The sequence below is a fragment of the Metabacillus mesotrionivorans genome (assembly GCF_052171315.1).
Taxonomy (GTDB): domain Bacteria; phylum Bacillota; class Bacilli; order Bacillales; family Bacillaceae; genus Bacillus_P.
In genome coordinates this window covers 778742-796373 of the sequence record NZ_JBQMFF010000002.1, presented here as the reverse complement: position 1 = coordinate 796373, position 17632 = coordinate 778742, and the positions used below count along the sequence as shown (strand labels likewise).

At 45.5% G+C, this 17632-nt stretch carries 22 protein-coding genes and 1 pseudogene; 21 read left to right on the top strand and 2 right to left on the bottom strand.

The features are described from left to right. Positions 1-11 precede the first annotated feature (11 nt). Positions 12-134: a Z-ring formation inhibitor MciZ gene (mciZ, locus tag ACTSEZ_RS09105; RefSeq protein WP_081414156.1), complete on the bottom strand. Its 123-nt coding sequence runs from the start codon at positions 132-134 to the stop codon at positions 12-14. Between the two features lie 139 nt (positions 135-273). On the opposite strand from mciZ, the gene ACTSEZ_RS09100 reads away from it, so the two are divergent. Both ACTSEZ_RS09100 and ACTSEZ_RS09095 read left to right on the top strand, forming a co-directional pair. After that, positions 274-825 carry an NUDIX hydrolase gene (locus tag ACTSEZ_RS09100; RefSeq protein WP_029280057.1) on the top strand — a complete coding sequence of 184 codons (552 nt, stop codon included), beginning with the start codon at positions 274-276 and terminating at the stop codon, positions 823-825. Position 826: 1 nt separating this feature from the next. Then, a complete protein-coding gene (locus ACTSEZ_RS09095) occupies positions 827-1990 on the top strand; it encodes an endonuclease Q family protein (RefSeq protein WP_369733851.1) in 1164 nt (387 codons plus the stop codon). Between the two features lie 34 nt (positions 1991-2024). On the opposite strand, the gene ACTSEZ_RS09090 is transcribed toward ACTSEZ_RS09095, so the two are convergent. Continuing rightward, entirely contained in the window at positions 2025-2588 is a 564-nt protein-coding gene (locus ACTSEZ_RS09090; RefSeq protein ID WP_369733849.1) for a GNAT family N-acetyltransferase, read from the bottom strand. 126 nt (positions 2589-2714) lie between these two features. Between ACTSEZ_RS09090 and spoIIM the strand changes: the two genes are divergently transcribed. The 19 genes and pseudogenes from spoIIM to ACTSEZ_RS08995 form a co-directional block, all read left to right on the top strand. Further along, positions 2715-3365, top strand: coding sequence for a stage II sporulation protein M (spoIIM, locus tag ACTSEZ_RS09085; RefSeq protein WP_369733848.1), 651 nt, complete (start codon positions 2715-2717; stop codon positions 3363-3365). Positions 3366-3478: 113 nt separating this feature from the next. Next, positions 3479-3943, top strand: a complete 465-nt coding sequence (gene fur / locus ACTSEZ_RS09080; protein WP_369733846.1) for a ferric iron uptake transcriptional regulator — start codon at positions 3479-3481, stop codon at positions 3941-3943. Between the two features lie 100 nt (positions 3944-4043). After that, positions 4044-4274 (top strand): YqzK family protein, encoded by a 231-nt coding sequence (locus ACTSEZ_RS09075; protein ID WP_029280067.1) that lies wholly within the window; start codon positions 4044-4046, stop codon positions 4272-4274. Positions 4275-4280: 6 nt separating this feature from the next. Continuing rightward, on the top strand, positions 4281-5174 hold the full coding sequence (xerD, locus tag ACTSEZ_RS09070) for a site-specific tyrosine recombinase XerD (RefSeq protein WP_029280070.1): 894 nt from the start codon (positions 4281-4283) through the stop codon (positions 5172-5174). A gap of 212 nt (positions 5175-5386) precedes the next feature. Then, a complete protein-coding gene (deoB, locus tag ACTSEZ_RS09065) occupies positions 5387-6574 on the top strand; it encodes a phosphopentomutase (RefSeq protein WP_369733844.1) in 1188 nt (395 codons plus the stop codon). Between the two features lie 13 nt (positions 6575-6587). Next, a complete protein-coding gene (locus ACTSEZ_RS09060) occupies positions 6588-7421 on the top strand; it encodes a purine-nucleoside phosphorylase (protein WP_369733843.1) in 834 nt (277 codons plus the stop codon). Beyond that, the gene (locus ACTSEZ_RS09055; RefSeq protein ID WP_369733842.1) at positions 7418-8722 is read left to right on the top strand and encodes a pyrimidine-nucleoside phosphorylase; all 1305 of its coding nucleotides are present in this window, start codon (positions 7418-7420) and stop codon (positions 8720-8722) included. Before ACTSEZ_RS09060 ends, ACTSEZ_RS09055 begins: the two co-directional genes overlap by 4 nt. 117 nt (positions 8723-8839) lie before the next feature. Then, on the top strand, positions 8840-10000 hold the full coding sequence (locus tag ACTSEZ_RS09050) for a D-alanyl-D-alanine carboxypeptidase family protein (protein WP_369733840.1): 1161 nt from the start codon (positions 8840-8842) through the stop codon (positions 9998-10000). Between the two features lie 110 nt (positions 10001-10110). Next, positions 10111-10464 (top strand): anti-sigma F factor antagonist, encoded by a 354-nt coding sequence (gene spoIIAA / locus ACTSEZ_RS09045; RefSeq protein WP_029280080.1) that lies wholly within the window; start codon positions 10111-10113, stop codon positions 10462-10464. Next, positions 10461-10901, top strand: a complete 441-nt coding sequence (gene spoIIAB / locus ACTSEZ_RS09040) for an anti-sigma F factor (protein WP_369733839.1) — start codon at positions 10461-10463, stop codon at positions 10899-10901. Before spoIIAA ends, spoIIAB begins: the two co-directional genes overlap by 4 nt. A gap of 11 nt (positions 10902-10912) precedes the next feature. After that, positions 10913-11671, top strand: coding sequence for an RNA polymerase sporulation sigma factor SigF (gene sigF, locus ACTSEZ_RS09035; RefSeq protein WP_029280082.1), 759 nt, complete (start codon positions 10913-10915; stop codon positions 11669-11671). A gap of 708 nt (positions 11672-12379) precedes the next feature. Beyond that, the gene (locus tag ACTSEZ_RS09030) at positions 12380-13000 is read left to right on the top strand and encodes a stage V sporulation protein AA (protein ID WP_369733838.1); all 621 of its coding nucleotides are present in this window, start codon (positions 12380-12382) and stop codon (positions 12998-13000) included. Continuing rightward, complete coding sequence (locus ACTSEZ_RS09025) at positions 12990-13412, top strand: stage V sporulation protein AB (RefSeq protein WP_369733837.1); 423 nt, start codon at positions 12990-12992, stop codon at positions 13410-13412. The genes ACTSEZ_RS09030 and ACTSEZ_RS09025 overlap by 11 nt, the downstream gene beginning before the upstream one ends. 17 nt (positions 13413-13429) lie before the next feature. Beyond that, complete coding sequence (spoVAC, locus tag ACTSEZ_RS09020; protein WP_369733835.1) at positions 13430-13879, top strand: stage V sporulation protein AC; 450 nt, start codon at positions 13430-13432, stop codon at positions 13877-13879. Between the two features lie 22 nt (positions 13880-13901). Continuing rightward, on the top strand, positions 13902-14936 hold the full coding sequence (spoVAD, locus tag ACTSEZ_RS09015; RefSeq protein ID WP_369733834.1) for a stage V sporulation protein AD: 1035 nt from the start codon (positions 13902-13904) through the stop codon (positions 14934-14936). Then, on the top strand, positions 14924-15274 hold the full coding sequence (gene spoVAE / locus ACTSEZ_RS09010; protein WP_029280091.1) for a stage V sporulation protein AE: 351 nt from the start codon (positions 14924-14926) through the stop codon (positions 15272-15274). Before spoVAD ends, spoVAE begins: the two co-directional genes overlap by 13 nt. Before the next feature lie 9 nt (positions 15275-15283). Then, the gene (gene spoVAEA / locus ACTSEZ_RS09005; RefSeq protein WP_369733833.1) at positions 15284-15892 is read left to right on the top strand and encodes a stage V sporulation protein SpoVABEA; all 609 of its coding nucleotides are present in this window, start codon (positions 15284-15286) and stop codon (positions 15890-15892) included. Then, complete coding sequence (locus ACTSEZ_RS09000; protein ID WP_369733832.1) at positions 15849-17327, top strand: spore germination protein; 1479 nt, start codon at positions 15849-15851, stop codon at positions 17325-17327. The genes spoVAEA and ACTSEZ_RS09000 overlap by 44 nt, the downstream gene beginning before the upstream one ends. Positions 17328-17463: 136 nt before the next feature. Beyond that, positions 17464-17632: pseudogene (locus ACTSEZ_RS08995) on the top strand (diaminopimelate decarboxylase); the annotation flags it as partial.

Genomic DNA, 17632 nt, shown 5'->3' with positions numbered 1-17632 from the left:
AATTGTGACGCTTACTTGTCCTTTGTCCACTGTTCAATTGTTTCATATTTTCTGCTGTATTCTTTCAGCTTCTCCCGGACTTCCCATGCTTTGCCGACAAGGACGATGCCCTTTTCAAGAAGGTAGATTTTCATGTTCATTCGCCTCGCTTCCCGTGTAGTGGATATCAGTATGTCCATTAAAGCGGTGTTTCAGGCGGTGCCTCTGATGCTTCTTAAGAATGTGGTAGAATATATGTAATCATGAGAATTTGTAGAACGCGGAGGAACGGAAATGAACCACTTAAAGGAAACCACTAAAACATCAGAAAAATTATTTTCAGGCCGCATTATTGATTTGTATCTGGAAGAGGTGGAACTGCCTAACGGAAAAACAAGCACGCGTGAAATTATCAAGCATCCAGGTGCTGTCGCTGTTCTTGCATTGACGAAAGACAATAAGCTTGTAATGGTTCAGCAGTACCGAAAAGCCATGGAGAGGGTGCTTGTGGAGATTCCTGCAGGCAAGCTTGAAAAAGGGGAGCTTCCTGAAGTGACGGCAAAGCGTGAGCTTGAGGAAGAAACAGGCTACACAACACAATCGCTGCAGCATCTGATTTCTTTTTATACATCTCCTGGATTTGCAGATGAGCTTGTGCATGTTTACTATACGGATGACCTGCACGTTCTTGAAGAAAAGGCAGAGCTTGATGAGGATGAGTTTGTCGATGTGCTGGAGGTGACGCTTGAAGAGGCGCAGCAGCTGATTGATGAGCAGCGGATTTTTGATGCAAAAACCGCCTATGCTGTTCAATATCTGCAATTAAAGCAGGCTCTTCAGAAATAGCATGAACGATTATTATGCGGACTTACATATTCATATAGGCCGGACTTCTTCCGGAAAGCCTGTAAAAATAACGGCTTCTAAGCAGCTTACGCTCGAAAACATTTTAATAGAAGCAAGCGGGCACAAAGGGATGGACATCATAGGAGTCATTGACTGTCATGTGCCTGAAGTACTTCTAACGCTTGAAAACGGCATTGGGGAAGGGAAATGGCGCGAGCTTCCGGGCGGAGGGATTCAATTTGAAAAAACGGTCCTTCTGCTTGGCTGTGAAATAGAAGTGTATGATTCTCTTTGCAAAGGGCCGCTGCACGTTCTGGTGTTCTTGCCGACAATTGAGAGGATGAAGGACTTTTCCAATTGGCTCAGCAGCCGGGTGAAAAACCTGACGCTGAGTACCCAGAGAATGTACGGGGAAGCCAAAACGCTGCAGAAGAAAGTAAGGGAGCTTAACGGACTGTTTGTCCCCGCCCATATCTTCACACCGCATAAGAGTCTGTATGGAAGCGGAGTCCGTGCTTCTCTTGAAGAGGTACTGGATCCTGAACTGATTGACGCCGTTGAGCTTGGCCTGAGTTCAGACACAGAGATGGCATCGAAGGTCACCGAGCTTGACAAGTATCCGTTTCTGACCAATTCGGATGCTCATTCGACGGCCAAAATCGGAAGAGAATATCAGAAGCTCAAGCTTGCCGAACCGTCGTTTGAAGAGGTCCGGATGGCGCTGAAAGGGGAAGGGAACCGCCGTATTGCATCCAACCACGGGCTGAATCCCCTGCTTGGAAAGTATTACAGAACCGTCTGTGAAACATGCGGTGCTGCAAAAGAAGCAAATGAACAGGCATGCAAAACCTGCGGCAGTTCCCGGTTTACAAAAGGGGTCAGCACCCGGCTGGCTGAACTGACGGACAGAAGTGCCGGAAGCGGCAGGGAGCGCCCGCCTTATCTGCACCAGGTTCCGCTGCAGTTTATCCCCGGCATTGGCCCGAAAACACTGGAAAAACTAAAGACTGCATTCGGAACGGAAATGACAATTCTGAATGAGGTTTTAAAGGAACGTCTCGAGAACGTACTTCCTGCTAAAACAGCAGCATACATACTTGCGGCACGGGAAGGCACGCTTGGCGCCGAACCAGGAGGAGGCGGGATTTACGGGAGGATTTCTTAAAATTGAAAAGGCACTGATCAAAGTGCCTTTTCCGTTAAAAGATTTTAGCAAACACACACGTATCTCTCAGAGAACTTCCGTCTGCAGAAACGTCGTCCTGTCTCAGAATGCCTTCCAGCTGATAACCGAGTTTTTCAGGAATACGGCGGCTTTTGATGTTCTCCGGATCGCACCTGATTTCCACACGTTTGGCGCCGAATTCTCTGGCGGCAAAGGCAGTCAGGGCTTCAACAGCCTCAGTCATATATCCTTTTCCGGAGTGCTTTGTTGAGATCCAGTAGCCGATTTCCACTTTCGGAACATCCCAGTCCATGCGGTGGAAGCCGGTGCTTCCGATAAATTCGCCGGTGATCCGGTCAAACATGAGAAGACGCAGGTCCTCCCGCAGCATGAATTTAGCGCAGGATTCGCGGATATTTGCTTCCGTGTCTTCTATTGTCTGGGTTTTCTGGGCAAACGGCATCCATGGCTTTAATTCCTCAAGCGATTCGTTTACGGCGGCGTTCACTGCCTTGCCGTCACCTGGACGCGGTGCGCGGATCAGGAGTCTGTCTGTTGTCAGTTCATTCGGGAAATCAAGTAAGATTGGTCGTTTCATAGAAACACCGCCTTGAGAGTTTTTAAGAATTATAACCTTTTTGGAAAATAATGCAATAGGGGCTTGTCATAGTTTCTTCCTTTTTTTCATACAATCTAGTAAGTGAAAAACCGGGAGGAAGAAATGATGCGCAAACATCCATTAAAAGCAATGATGATCCAGCATATGAAAGAACGCTCGTCGCTCTACCTGTTTGTTTTTGTATTGTTTTTGATGGGGGTTATTTTCGGGGCGGTCATCGTCAACAGCATGAACTTTACTCAAAAGGAAGATTTGTATTTTTATTTAAGCCGCTTTTTCGGACAAGTTTCTGAAGGCAAGGTGGCAAGCTCGGTGGAAATGCTGCAGCAGAGTTTTTTTCATAATCTGAAATATCTGGGCCTGATGTGGGTGCTCGGCATTTCAATCATAGGTTTGCCGGTGATTCTGATTATGTTATTCTTAAAGGGAATTGTCGTTGGCTTTACTGTCGGTTTTCTGGTCAATCAAATGGGCTGGCAGGGCTTTTTGCTTTCATTTGTTTCGGTTATGCCGCAGAATATGATTTTAATACCGGCATTTATTATTATGGGTACGACAGCCATCTCTTTTTCTCTTAAAATCGTAAAGCAGCTCTTGAATAAAAAATCAAATTTGGCAGAGTCGCCGTTTTCGATGTTCGCGCGGTATGCAGCATTCTTTGTAGGTATTGCTGTGCTGACTGCCGCAGCATCAGGGCTTGAGGCATATGCGTCGCCTGTATTAATGAAAAATGTCATTGAGATTGTATCTAAATAGAATGATTTTTATCTAATAATCATTTTATTTATTAGATTGGAATGATTTTCGTTGGACACATCCCTTTCTTTTGATATAATGGATGAGGAACGCGGCGAGGGAGGAATGTGTGTATGGAAAGCAGAATTGAGCGGATAAAAAAGCAGTTGCATTCATCCAGCTACAAGCTGACTCCTCAGCGCGAAGCTACTGTCAGAGTACTGCTTGAGCGCGAAGAAGATCACTTGAGTGCTGAAGATGTTTACCTCCTCGTTAAGGAAAAAGCGCCAGAGATTGGTTTAGCAACTGTTTATCGTACGTTGGAGCTACTTACAGAACTTAAAATTGTCGATAAAATAAACTTTGGAGACGGCGTATCGCGCTATGATCTGAGAAAAGAAGGCGCAGCGCATTTTCATCATCATCTTGTCTGCATTGAATGCGGCGCGGTCGCTGAAATAGAAGAAGATCTTCTTGAGGATGTAGAACAGATTGTTGAGCGGGACTTTCAATTTAAAATTAAAGATCATCGTCTGACCTTTCACGGCATTTGCCGCCGGTGTCAGGAGAAAGAACAGAAGGACGAAGAGCAGGAGTAAACCTTTCCTATTATACGGAGAGGTTTTTTTGCGTTTTTTCGTATAAAGTTTGTCCTTTTTGGCATATGTTTAGGTAAGATGCCGGGTTCTTAAGGAGGCAATGCGAGTGAGAGCAGCACGGACCATGTTTGATATGATCAAAGTGTTTATTTTGTTTACCGGATTTACGATTCTTTTCTATTATGCTATCATTTGGGTTAACTTAGAGTATGAAGAAATGCACCGCTATGACCAGCCCGAGGGTGCAGCGCTTAAGGTCACCAAGATGGTGGCTGATGAAGAGGAGCACTGGCTGAACAGGCTGCTTTTCTTTTACTTAAACGGGGAGTAGAGGAAATTGAAAGATCAAATTCAGGATTTCATGCATTACCTGGTGGTGGAGCGGGGGCTTTCCCACAATACCATTGTTTCGTATGAACGTGATTTAAAAAGCTACCATCACTATTTGACTGAAAAAGAAGAGCTTTCGTCTTTTCAGGACGTGACGCGACTTTCAATTATCCATTTCTTAAAATCTTTAAAGGAAGCGGGAAAATCAAGCAAAACGATTGCCCGGCACACTGCTTCCATCCGCAGCTTTCATCAGTTTCTTTTAAGAGAAAAGGCCGCAGACCACGATCCTACTGTACATATTGAATCTCCCCAGGTCGAACGGACCCTTCCTAAAGTGCTTTCACTGACAGAAGTTGAAAAACTGCTTGATACGCCAAAACTCACTTCGCCGTTTGGCTACAGGGATAAAGCCATGCTTGAGCTGCTTTACGCGACAGGCATACGGGTGAGTGAGATGATTAATCTTGATATAACCGATGTGCATCTAACGATGGGCTTTGTCCGCTGCATCGGAAAAGGCAATAAAGAGCGGATCGTTCCGATTGGAAGAACCGCTGCAGAAGCGCTTGAGACGTACATCGACAGGGGAAGAACAAAGCTTGCATCGAAGAAAAACCAGACAGATGCCCTGTTTTTAAACCATCACGGAAACCGAATGACGCGCCAAGGCTATTGGAAGAATCTGAAGAAGCTTGCCCTTGAGGCAGGCATCAGCAAAGAGCTCACGCCGCATACTCTCCGCCATTCGTTTGCAACGCATCTTCTTGAAAATGGAGCAGACCTCCGGGCAGTGCAGGAAATGCTTGGCCATGCAGATATCTCCACAACTCAAATTTACACACACGTTTCAAAGACGAGACTGAAAGACGTCTACAGACAATATCATCCAAGAGCATAAGCCATCCTGAGGGATGGCTTTTTATCATTTTTTTGCCAAACAGGTTTTCGAACAAATAAAACAAGGAAAAAGAAAGATAATGATTGTCAGAATCCGTGAAAACGGTTTATACTTTAGATGTCAGACTTCTGACCAATGAAAACGCGTAAATCAATCTTCATCGATTTGGAAATGGTAGTAAAGAGCAATTTTAAGTCATAAGGAGGATCTACATGTCTGATTATACATATAAAAGAGTTTTTCTGATCGTCATGGATTCAGTCGGCATCGGGGAAGCACCGGATGCAGCTGATTTCGGCGACAAAGGCTCACACACACTCGGCCACATTGCAGAGCATATGAAAGGCCTTAACATGCCGAACATGGCAAAGCTTGGACTGAGCAACATAGAAGAAATCGAAGGAATTCCTGCTCAGGAAAAACCGCAGGCATTCTATACAAAAATGAAGGAAGCTTCAAACGGCAAGGATACAATGACCGGTCACTGGGAAATCATGGGCCTTCGTATTGATACACCGTTTAAAGTGTTTCCGGACGGTTTTCCTGATGAACTGATTTCAGCTATTGAAGAAAAGACAGGCAGAAAAGTGATTGGAAATAAGCCTGCATCGGGAACGGAGATTCTGGATGAACTCGGCGAAGAGCATATGAAAACCGGAGCGCTGATTGTCTACACATCTGCGGATTCAGTTCTTCAGATTGCGGCTCATGAGGACATCATACCGATTGAAGAGCAGCTGAAAATCTGTGAAATGGCACGCGAGATGACCCTTGATGAAAAGTATATGGTCGGACGCGTCATTGCCCGTCCTTTTGTCGGAAATCCCGGGAATTTCAAGCGTACGGCAAACCGCCACGACTATGCGCTGAAGCCATTTGAGCGCACGGTCATGAATGAGCTTCAGGACGGCGGGCTCGACGTCATTGCCATCGGCAAAATTTCGGATATTTATGATGGAGAAGGCATTACAGATGCGCTCCGCACGAAATCCAATATGGACGGAATGGATAAAATCGTTCAGACGGCAGACCGTGATTTTACAGGCTTAAGCTTTGTGAACCTTGTTGATTTTGATGCGCTGTTCGGGCACAGAAGAGATCCTGAGGGATATGGACGTGCGCTTGAAGAATATGATGCACGCCTGCCTGAATTAATGTCCAAATTAAATGAAGATGACCTGCTCATCATTACGGCTGACCACGGAAATGACCCTGTTCATCATGGGACAGACCATACACGTGAATATGTTCCGCTTTTGGCGTTCAGCCCGCGCATGAAGCAGGGCACGGAACTGCCTGTCCGCGAAACATTTGCTGATATCGGCGCAACGATTGCCGACAATTTTAAAGTGACTATGCCAAAGCATGGAAAAAGCTTTTTGAGCGAATTGAAAAACTAAGGGGGAACGTGACATGCTGCAAGAAATCAAACAGTCTGCAGAATTCATGAAGGAAAAAGTAAAGAATCTTCCTGAGATCGGTCTGATTCTTGGATCTGGTCTTGGTGTTCTGGCGGATGAAATCGAAAATCCGGTTAAAATTCCATATGAGGACATTCCAAACTTTCCGGTATCCACTGTTGAGGGTCATGCCGGACAGCTTGTATTCGGAACGCTCAAAGGAGCAAACGTTGCTGCTATGCAGGGCCGTTTCCACTTTTACGAAGGCTATGACATGAAAAAAGTGACGTTCCCTGTTCGTGTTTTAAAGGAAATGGGCGTAAAAACGATTATCGTCACGAATGCAGCAGGCGGGGTGAATGAATCGTTTGAACCCGGTGATCTTATGATTATTTCTGATCATATTAATAATATGGGAACAAGCCCGTTAATCGGGCCAAATGATTCAGACCTTGGCGTGCGTTTCCCTGACATGTCCCAGGCCTATAGCCGTAAACTGAGAACTCTTGCTAAAGATGCTGCCGCAGAGCTTGGGATCAAAGTACAGGAAGGCGTGTATGTGGGAAATACCGGACCTGCTTATGAAACACCTGCAGAAGTTCGTCTGGCGAGAGTGCTTGGCGGCGATGCGGTCGGCATGTCTACTGTACCTGAAGTTATTGTAGCGAACCATGCAGGCATGAACGTGCTTGGCATTTCCTGTATTTCAAACATGGCTGCAGGTATTCTTGATCAGCCGCTTTCACATGACGAAGTAATGGAAACAACAGAAATGGTAAAAGCGAACTTCCTGAATTTAGTGAAGAAGATCGTTGCAGATATTCACAGCGAGGTGGAGAAAAAATGAGAATTGTTGACTTAATTGAAAAAAAACGTGACGGAAAAGAACTGACAAAAGAAGAAATCAGCTTTATCATCAAAGGCTATACAAACGGTGACATTCCTGACTATCAAATGAGTGCTCTTACAATGGCAATCTTTTTTAAAGGCATGACAAAAGAAGAGCGCGCAAACTTAACGATGGAAATGGTTCATTCAGGCGACACGATCGACCTCAGCAAGATTGAAGGCATCAAGGTTGATAAGCACAGCACAGGCGGAGTCGGCGATACAACGACACTTGTTCTTGGACCTCTTGTCGCTGCAGTCGGCGTGCCGGTTGCGAAAATGTCAGGACGCGGTCTTGGCCACACTGGCGGAACGATTGATAAACTTGAAGCAGTTCCAGGTTTCCACGTTGAAATTGAAAACGAAGAATTCATTAAGCTTGTAAACCAAAACAAAATCGCGGTTATCGGCCAGAGCGGCAACTTAACTCCTGCTGATAAAAAGCTTTACGCTCTTCGTGACGTGACAGCTACCGTTGACAGCATTCCGCTGATTGCAAGCTCCATTATGAGCAAAAAAATTGCAGCAGGCGCAGATGCAATTGTTCTTGATGTAAAAACAGGCGCAGGCGCATTCATGAAAGACCTTGATGATGCAAGAGAGCTTGCACAGGCAATGGTTGAGATCGGAAATGCAGTCGGACGCAAAACGATGGCCGTTATTTCTGATATGAGCCAGCCGCTTGGCTACGCAATCGGAAACGCCCTTGAAATCAAAGAAGCGATTGATACGTTAAAAGGCGAAGGTCCGGAAGATCTTCACGAGCTGTGCTTAACGCTTGGAAGCTACATGGTATTCCTTGCAGAAAAAGCGTCATCTCTTGAAGAAGCGCGCAGCATGCTTGAAGAAGTGATTCAAAACGGAAAAGCTCTTGAAACGCTGAAAGTTTTCCTTGAAGCACAGGGCGGAGACGGTTCAGTGGTTGATGACCCGAGCAAAATGCCGCAGGCGAAATTCAAGGTAGAGCTAGAAGCAAAAGAAGACGGATATGTCTCTGAGATCGTAGCTGATTCTGTAGGGGTTGCAGCGATGTGGCTTGGAGCCGGACGCGCTACGAAAGAATCTGAAATTGACCTTGCAGTCGGTCTGATGCTGAACAAAAAAATTGGAGAGGCCGTCAAAAAAGGCGATTCTCTAGTGACTATTTACAGCAACCAGGAAGATGTGGAGCAAGTAAAAGCAAAGCTTTATGAGAGCATCAAAGTGTCACAGCAGTCAGTGGAAGCACCGCCGCTTGTGCATGATACAGTAAAAGAATAAGAACAGCCAGAGCCGGGATGAACTCCCGGCTTTTTGCATGCAAAAATTTTGGTGTCCATAAGTATATTTTTTCATCACATGGAAAAAATGGGAAGTATATGAATGGAGGGCTTGGAGATGAAACGTCTATTATCAACCGCAGTGCTCAGCACCATGATATTGACCATTGCAACACCTGCTTTTGCAGAAGAAGGCTCAGTCCAGCTTGCGGATAAAGCAAAATCGGCTGTGCTGATCGAACGCGACACCGGCAACATTCTCTATGATAAAAACAGTGATGAAAAGCTTCCTCCGGCGAGCATGACAAAAATTATGACCATGCTGCTGATTATGGAAGAGATCGATAAAGGACAGCTTAAAATGGACGAAAAAGTCCGTACAAGCGAATATGCGGCTTCCATGGGCGGTTCTCAGATTTTCCTTGAACCAGGGGAAGAGATGACTGTTCATGAAATGCTTAAAGGAATTGCTATTGCATCCGGAAATGATGCGTCTGTAGCCATGGCCGAGCGCATTTCCGGCTCAGAAGATGCATTTGTAGAAAAAATGAACAAACGCGTGAAAGCGCTTGGACTGAAGAATACAGCTTTTCAAAATCCAACAGGCCTGCCTGAAAAAGGCCATTACAGCACAGCACATGACATGGCCGTGATGGCAAAAGAACTGCTGAAGTTTGAAAAAATCACACAATACACCGGATCTTATGAAGACTACCTTCGCGAAGATACCGATAAAAAATTCTGGCTCGTTAACACGAACCGCCTTGTAAAGTTTTATAAAGGCGTCGACGGCGTGAAAACAGGCTTTACTAATGAAGCAAAATACTGCCTGACTGCCACTGCCAAAAAAGACAATATGCGTGTCATTGCCGTTGTTATGGGAGCACCTACTCCAAAAGACAGGAATGCACAAGTGACAAAAATGCTTGATTACGCATTCAGCCAATATGAAACGCACCCTCTGTTTAAACGGAACGAAGTCGTTGCAAAAATGAAGATCAGCAAAGGAAACAGCAAAACGCTAAATCTTGTCACATCTGAACCGATTTCAGTACTGACGAAAAAAGGCGGAAGTGTAAAAGATGTCACTCAGGAAGTTGTCATGAAACAAAATCTTCAGGCGCCGCTTAAAAAAGGCGATGAGCTTGGAAAATTGATTCTGAAAAAAGACAGCAAAACCGTTGTTGAAAGCCCTCTTGTAGCAGAAGGCGATATCGAGCAGGCTGGCTGGTGGACACTCTTTAAACGAGTTCTTTCAGACTTTACGAAATCAGGCTGAAAACAGAAACTGGCTAATGTTGGCGAATAGGCACTAGTTTTGTCACAGGGCAGGAAAAAAGCGTCAAAACCTCGAAACTGACTATATCCGGAATTTAGGGAGGAATAGGGATGAGTCTAGCAGTAGAGCTTGATGTCAAACAATCTGTCCTGTGCATTCGTCTGATCGGTGAACTTGATCATCATACCGCGGAAGAACTGCGCCAGAAAGTGACAGACATTCTTGCATCTGAAAATGTTCAGCATATCGTACTGAACCTTGAGCACCTGTCATTTATGGACAGTTCAGGGCTTGGCGTCATTTTGGGAAGATACAAACAAGTGAAGCAAATCGGCGGGGAAATGGTCGTCTGTGCCATATCGCCGGCAGTCAAACGCCTGTTTGATATGTCAGGACTGTTTAAAATCATCCGCCTGGAATCGTCTGAAGAAAGAGCGCTCGTCACATTGGGGGTGGCATCATGAGAAATGAGATGAACCTTCAATTTTCCGCGCTCAGCCAGAACGAATCCTTTGCACGGGTGACAGTTGCGGCATTTATTGCCCAGCTTGACCCGACACTTGATGAACTGACTGAAATCAAAACGGTCGTATCTGAGGCGGTAACAAACGCCATTATCCACGGCTATGACAATGACCCAAGCGGAATTGTCTATATTTCTGTCACACTGGAAGACAGCATTGTCAAACTGTCCATCCGCGATGAGGGTATGGGAATCAGCGATGTAGAAGAAGCAAGACAGCCTCTTTATACAACTAAGCCGGAACTTGAACGGTCAGGAATGGGCTTTACCATCATGGAAAACTTCATGGATGAAGTGGAAATTGAATCGTCAAAATCCCGCGGAACATCGGTAAAGCTTACAAAACACTTATCGAAAAGCAAAGCTTTAGTAAACTAAGGAGACTTGCTATGGATGTGGAGGTCAAGAACGATATCTCAAAAACTCAGCTTAAGGACCATGAAGTAAAGGAACTGATCAAACGCAGCCAGGAAGGCGACCAGACGGCAAGAGATACGATTGTTGAAAAAAACATGCGCTTAGTGTGGTCTGTCGTTCAAAGATTCCTGAACAGGGGCTATGAAGCAGATGACCTGTTTCAAATCGGCTGCATCGGCCTTTTAAAATCGGTTGACAAATTTGATCTGTCCTACGACGTTAAATTTTCAACCTATGCGGTTCCGATGATTATCGGCGAAATTCAGCGCTTTATTAGGGATGACGGCACAGTAAAGGTGAGCCGCTCTCTAAAAGAACTGGGCAACAAAATCAGAAGAGCAAAAGATGATTTATCAAAATCGCTCGGCAAAATGCCTACTGTCTCTGAGATCGCAGACTACCTTGAGATTACACCTGAAGAAGTCGTTCTTGCACAGGAAGCCGTTCGCGCGCCATCCTCCATCCACGAAACCGTCTACGAAAACGATGGCGACCCAATCACTCTGCTCGATCAAATCGCCGACTCGGGCGAGACGAAGTGGTTTGACAAAATCGTCCTGAAAGATGCCATAAAAGAACTCGATGAGCGGGAAAAGCTGATCGTGTATCTCAGATACTACAAAGACCAGACCCAATCAGAAGTAGCCGAACGCCTCGGCATCTCACAGGTGCAGGTATCCCGGCTCGAAAAAAAGATCCTCCAGCAGATGAAAGACCGGATGGATCAATAATTTTTCAAAAAGACATATCATGCGATGTGTCTTTTTTGAGTTTGCAGAAAATACTAAGGGAGATGGATTGAGGTTGAGGTGGCAGCAGGCTGTGAACGATACCCGGATGTTGAGAGTTGGTAGTAAAACCTGAAAAGTTGGTAGTAATTCAACGAATGTTGGTAATTGCAGCTGAGTAGTTGGCAGTAAATCAGGAGAAGCTGGTAGTAAATGCGGAAATCTGATTGCTGACAGGGCGCTTGCGGCAGGATTGGACATTGAATTGATTGCCGACTGCAGGAACCGCAAAATCGGAAGATAATCGGAAATCTGCAGCCGTATTATTGTCGATCTGCTTCAAAATTTTAAAGGTTGGTTGTAAAAATCGGAAAGTTGGCTGTATTTCACGAAAGTTGGTAGTTGCAGCAGAGAAGTTGGTAGTAAATCAGGAGAAGCTGGTAGTAAATGCGGAAACCTGATTGCTGTCAGACTGCCGGCAGCACACAATCGTGCAATTGATCGCTTATTTGAAGCTGTATTTCAAATCTAATTCGAATTTTCCTTTAAATCGCATCACCATTTCCCCCTCCAGCCGCATTTTCGCGCACAGCCCCGAGTACTCCCTTAGTAAAAACTCCTTTGGTAATTAATGGCCCGCTGCAAGTTGCATGATATAAATTCTTCCAATGCATACTACAGGTACAATCCTATTTTCAGGAAGTGAATGTGATGGAAAAAACGGTATACATCCGGCTGCGTCACAGAGTGCAGGTCCGTCCTGACGATTGTATTACCGTCTCAAAAATTGCTCAGATTGTGGCTGAAGAGGAGCTCCGGACCCGGATATCATCTCTTGTTGTTCACAGGGTAGAGCCGAGTGATAAGAATATCGTCGTGATTGATGTCATGCGGGTGCTTGCAGAGGTACATAAGACAGATCCGGATATTGATGTTCAGGCTGTTGGGCCTGCGCAGACAATTGTGGAGATTGTGTTTCAGAAAAAATCGTATTCGCCTGCTTTGTTCGCGCTTGTCTGGATTCTGCTCTTTGTCGGAGCCGCGCTTGCGATTATGAATTTTCATGAAGATGTCAGCATGCAGCTTGTGCATAAACGGCTGTATACGATTATTACCGGAAAAACGTCTGAGCATCCGCTTCTTCTGCAAATCCCATATTCGATTGGACTCGGTCTTGGGATGATTCTGTTTTTCAATCATCTCTTTAAAAAGAGAATTAATGAAGAGCCCAGTCCGCTTGAGGTCGAGATGTTCAATTATCAGCTCGACATGGATATGTATGTGTCCATGAAAGAAAACAAAGAAAGCATGAAAAAAATCGATGATCATTAACCTTTTGATCACGATGCTGATCGGGCTTGCAGGGGGTCTTGCTGTAGGATCGGGGTTCGTCGCATTTTTAGCGGTTCTCGGGATCATTCCCCGTCTCACCCAGCTGACGAAAACCGTCGATATGATTCAGTCGTACGAGTGGGCCATTGTAGCCGGGGCCATTACAGGGGGATGGGTCAGCTTAAGGGATTCGAAACTGTTCTTGCCGGAGTTTTTTCTTTTGCCCGTCGGCTTAATCAACGGGATCTTTATCGGCATGCTTGCCGCAGCGCTCACTGAAGTACTGAATGTTTTTCCGATTCTCGCAAAAAGAATCGGGATTGCCGACAAGATTGTCATTCTCTTAATGGCGATTGTGTTTGGAAAAGTGGCAGGGTCCCTGTTTCACTGGATCTATTTCGTCTATCAATAATTCCGGGAGGAGAAAACATGGCAAATTTAAAGGACGATTACAAAAACAAGGTAAAGACGTATCAGCCGAAGCCGCCGTATTTTTTGAACTGCCTGAAGGCTTTTTTAGTGGGAGGTCTGATCTGCACGCTTGGCCAGGCCATATCAAACATGTATATTCACTTCTTTAATTTTACGGAAAAAACCGCCGGAAACCCTACGGTCGCAACACTTATATTAATTTCAGCTCTCCTTACGGGTTTTGGCATCTACGACAGGATCGGCCAGTTTGCAGGAGCCGGTTCAGCCGTGCCTGTTACCGGATTTGCCAATTCTATGACAAGTGCGGCCCTTGAGCACAGAAGTGAAGGGATTGTGCTCGGAGTTGCGACAAACATGTTTAAGCTTGCCGGGTCGGTCATTGTTTTCGGTGTTGTGGCAGCGTACGTGGTAGGAATTATCAGATATGTTTACGGACTGGCATTTTAAAAAGAAGGAGGGGCTATAAAAAATGAGATTAACCGGTAAGCAGACGTGGGTTTTTGAAAATCCTGTTTATGTTCAGTCAAGCGGAACGGCTGTTGGGCCAAAAGAAGCAGATGGACCGCTCGGCAGCGGATTTGATAAAACATATGACAATCTCCACTGCAATGAGGACAACTGGGAACTTGCGGAACGGCGGCTGATGGAGGATGCGATCGATTTTGCCCTGAAGAAGGGAAATTTCACAAAGGAAGACATTGATTTTTTCCTTGCAGGAGATCTTCTGAATCAGAACGTGACAGCAAACTATACAGCAAGGCATAACAAGATCCCTTTTCTCTGCATGTTTGGAGCATGCTCAACCTCCATGGAAACGCTGGCTGTGAGTTCGGCACTAGTTGACGGGGGATTTGCTAACAGGGTGTTAGCCGCTACGAGCAGCCACAACGCTACAGCAGAGCGGCAGTTCAGGTACCCTACCGAATATGGCGGTCAAAAGCCGAAGACAGCACAGTCCACCATTTCCGGTTCAGGAGCCGTCATTGTCAGCCGCGATGAGAGTGACATCAGAATTACGTCAGCGACCATCGGCAGTGTGGCGGATCTTGGAATAACGGATCCCTTTGATATGGGCTCCGCGATGGCGCCTGCGGCTGCGGATACCATTGCACAGCACTTTAAAGACTTAAACGTATCTCCGGCCGAGTACGATTTGATTGCAACAGGCGATCTGGCTTCTGTCGGCAGCCCGATCTTGAAGGATCTTTTAAAAGATGAAGGATTTGACGTCTATGCGAATCATAACGACTGCGGCATTATGATTTACCGGCCTGACCAGAATGTGTTTGCAGGAGGAAGCGGATGCGGATGTTCCGCTGTTGTCACGTACAGCCATCTTTTTAACGAAATGAGAAAAGGCAATTTGAAAAAAGTGATGGTGGTCGCAACGGGCGCTCTCTTAAGCCCGACGATGATTCAGCAAAAAGAATCCATTCCGACAATTGCTCATGCAGTTGTTTTCGAGAGAGTGGACAGGGGTGGGAACAATACATGGAATACTTGATTGCGTTTGCAGTAGGCGGGGCTATATGTGTCATCGGCCAGATTCTCCTTGATTTTGCAAAGCTTACACCGGCACATGTTATGAGTACGTTCGTTGTATCAGGTGCGATTCTTGACGGCTTCGGCATTTATGATAATTTTATAAAATTTGCAGGAGCAGGCGCCACCGTTCCGATTACAAGCTTCGGCCATTCCCTTTTGCACGGGGCAATGAAGCAGGCGGAGGAACACGGCATTATCGGGATCGGAATCGGTATTTTCGAACTGACATCTGCAGGGATCTCAGCTGCTATTGTGTTTGCTTTTTTCGTGGCACTTATTTTTAAGCCGAAAGGATAAGATCATCCTATGACAGAGACAAGAAGGGTCATTATCGTGACAGATGGAGATGTGTATGCGGCCAAAACGATTGCTTATGCAGCAAAGAAAGTCGGCGGCAGATGTATTTCCCAGTCCAAAGGGAATCCCACTTTTTTGACAGGTCCCGAAATTGTGAAGCTGATATTAAAAACCCCATATGACCCTGTCTTTGTCATGTTTGATGATTGCGGTCTTTTAGAAGAAGGTCCGGGTGAAAGAGCACTTATGCATGTTGCGGAGCATCCTCAAATTGAAGTGCTTGGTGTCATTGCCGTTGCAGCGAAAACGCACGGATCTGAATGGACAAATATTGATGTATCCATCGACCGGGACGGACAGATTTCCGAATATGGGGTCGATAAAAGCGGCATTAGAGAATTTGAAGTCGGAAAAATGACGGGTGACACCGTTTATTGTCTGGACAGACTGAATGTGCCGATTATTGTGGGGATCGGAGACATTGGGAAAATGTCCCGAAAAGACAGCGTTGACCGCGGTTCTCCAATCACCATGAAAGCAGTTGAATTAATCCTGGAAAGGAGCGGTATGGCAGATGAGCGAAAAAAAAGCAGAACAGAAGACGAAAATTTCATCTAAACTATCCGTCAATGAAAACTATTTTAAAAACCATGTCGGGTTAAATCAAAGCTTTGACCTTGGTGTCCGGAAAATTTTTGTCCTGGGCGTAGAGGTCAATATGTATTACGTGACAGGCCTTTGTGATACTTCTTTTCTGATTCCGATTTTAAAAGAACTCGTCGAAATCAATGACTTTGAGTTTGAACGGATGAAAGTCAATGAAATTATCGAAAACAGGCTTGCCCATCAGCAGGTGCAAAAGCTTAAAACGATGGATGAAGCAGTCGATCAGGTCCTTTCCGGATTAGTTGTCTTCATGATTGAAGGCTTTGATTACGGAATTGTCGTTGATGTGCGGAGCTATCCCGGCAGAAACCCTGAAGAACCGGATACAGAAAAAGTGGTCCGGGGTTCAAGAGACGGTTTTGTTGAAAATATCATTGTGAACACTGCTTTGATGCGCAGAAGAATCCGGGATGAAGGCCTGCGGTTTTCGATGATGAAAATCGGTGAACGCTCGAAAACGGATGTATGCCTGTGCTACATAGAAGATGTTGCAGACCCCGATATGGTTGAAGTGGTAAAAAAAGAGCTTGAGACCATTAAGATAGACGGACTTACGATGTCAGATAAAACGGTGGAAGAATTCCTGGTGAAACAGGGATATAATCCGTTTCCTCTTGTCAGGTACACAGAGCGGGCTGATGTTGCGGCCAATCATTTGCTTGAAGGGCATGTATTAATTATTGTTGATACATCTCCAAGTGTGATCATTACGCCAACCACGTACTTTCATCATGTTCAGCACGCGGAGGAATACCGCCAGGCCCCTGCTGTCGGAACGTTTTTAAGATGGGTGAGGTTTCTCGGCATCATAGGATCGATTTTTATCGTCCCTCTATGGTTTGCTTATGTGCTTGAACCATCGCTTTTGCCTGAAGCAATCAATTACATTGGTCCTAATGAAAAGAAAAATATTCCGATAGTCGTACAGCTGTTTCTCGCTGATCTGGGAATTGAATTTTTAAGGATGGCGGCCATTCATACTCCGACCGCATTATCCGTTGCCATGGGCTTAATTGCGGCAGCTCTCATCGGACAGATTGCCATTGATGTCGGACTTTTTGTTCCCGAGGTCATTCTCTACGTTGCGATCGCTGCCATCGGGACATTTGCAACACCAAGTTATGAGCTCAGCATTGCCAATAAAATGGTCAGACTGGTACTCCTTGTAGCGGTTGCACTCTTTCATGCAGAAGGACTTGTCGTCGGGACTACCTTGATTTTCTTATACTTGGCGAGCATCAGATCGTTGAACACGCCATATCTATGGCCGTTCCTACCATTTAACGCAAAAGCTCTGTGGCAGGTTTTCATTCGTACATCGGTGCCCGGGGCAAAGGTCAGACCAAGCATCGTACACCCCCAGAATATCAGGAAACAGCCGCGCTAAAAGGATTGAAAGTGCAGGGATTTTGTGATATTGTAAGCTTAATTTACCTGAAGGACCAGAAGTGCGGAACAGCTGTTCACCCAAAAGGTAGCAGCTGTTCTTTTGTCCTTTTACGGAATGAAAGAGGGATGCTAAATTGTTCTTACACGGAAGCAGCAAAGTCAACGAGCAGAATCACCTTGAAATCGGGGGAGTAGATGCAACTGAACTTGCATCAAAATACGGTACGCCTCTTTATATTTACGATATCGCGCTTATTCGCGAACGTGCGAGAAGCTTTAAACATACATTTGAAAAACTTGGCG

Coding starts and splice junctions, on each gene's coding strand:
- mciZ (WP_081414156.1), bottom strand. CDS start 134: ATGAAAATCTACCTTCTTGAAAAGGGCATCGTCCTTGTCGGCAAAGCA.
- ACTSEZ_RS09100 (WP_029280057.1), top strand. CDS start 274: ATGAACCACTTAAAGGAAACCACTAAAACATCAGAAAAATTATTTTCA.
- ACTSEZ_RS09095 (WP_369733851.1), top strand. CDS start 827: ATGAACGATTATTATGCGGACTTACATATTCATATAGGCCGGACTTCT.
- ACTSEZ_RS09090 (WP_369733849.1), bottom strand. CDS start 2,588: ATGAAACGACCAATCTTACTTGATTTCCCGAATGAACTGACAACAGAC.
- spoIIM (WP_369733848.1), top strand. CDS start 2,715: ATGCGCAAACATCCATTAAAAGCAATGATGATCCAGCATATGAAAGAA.
- fur (WP_369733846.1), top strand. CDS start 3,479: ATGGAAAGCAGAATTGAGCGGATAAAAAAGCAGTTGCATTCATCCAGC.
- ACTSEZ_RS09075 (WP_029280067.1), top strand. CDS start 4,044: ATGCGAGTGAGAGCAGCACGGACCATGTTTGATATGATCAAAGTGTTT.
- deoB (WP_369733844.1), top strand. CDS start 5,387: ATGTCTGATTATACATATAAAAGAGTTTTTCTGATCGTCATGGATTCA.
- ACTSEZ_RS09060 (WP_369733843.1), top strand. CDS start 6,588: ATGCTGCAAGAAATCAAACAGTCTGCAGAATTCATGAAGGAAAAAGTA.
- ACTSEZ_RS09055 (WP_369733842.1), top strand. CDS start 7,418: ATGAGAATTGTTGACTTAATTGAAAAAAAACGTGACGGAAAAGAACTG.
- ACTSEZ_RS09050 (WP_369733840.1), top strand. CDS start 8,840: ATGAAACGTCTATTATCAACCGCAGTGCTCAGCACCATGATATTGACC.
- spoIIAA (WP_029280080.1), top strand. CDS start 10,111: ATGAGTCTAGCAGTAGAGCTTGATGTCAAACAATCTGTCCTGTGCATT.
- spoIIAB (WP_369733839.1), top strand. CDS start 10,461: ATGAGAAATGAGATGAACCTTCAATTTTCCGCGCTCAGCCAGAACGAA.
- sigF (WP_029280082.1), top strand. CDS start 10,913: ATGGATGTGGAGGTCAAGAACGATATCTCAAAAACTCAGCTTAAGGAC.
- ACTSEZ_RS09030 (WP_369733838.1), top strand. CDS start 12,380: ATGGAAAAAACGGTATACATCCGGCTGCGTCACAGAGTGCAGGTCCGT.
- ACTSEZ_RS09025 (WP_369733837.1), top strand. CDS start 12,990: ATGATCATTAACCTTTTGATCACGATGCTGATCGGGCTTGCAGGGGGT.
- spoVAC (WP_369733835.1), top strand. CDS start 13,430: ATGGCAAATTTAAAGGACGATTACAAAAACAAGGTAAAGACGTATCAG.
- spoVAD (WP_369733834.1), top strand. CDS start 13,902: ATGAGATTAACCGGTAAGCAGACGTGGGTTTTTGAAAATCCTGTTTAT.
- spoVAE (WP_029280091.1), top strand. CDS start 14,924: ATGGAATACTTGATTGCGTTTGCAGTAGGCGGGGCTATATGTGTCATC.
- spoVAEA (WP_369733833.1), top strand. CDS start 15,284: ATGACAGAGACAAGAAGGGTCATTATCGTGACAGATGGAGATGTGTAT.
- ACTSEZ_RS09000 (WP_369733832.1), top strand. CDS start 15,849: ATGAGCGAAAAAAAAGCAGAACAGAAGACGAAAATTTCATCTAAACTA.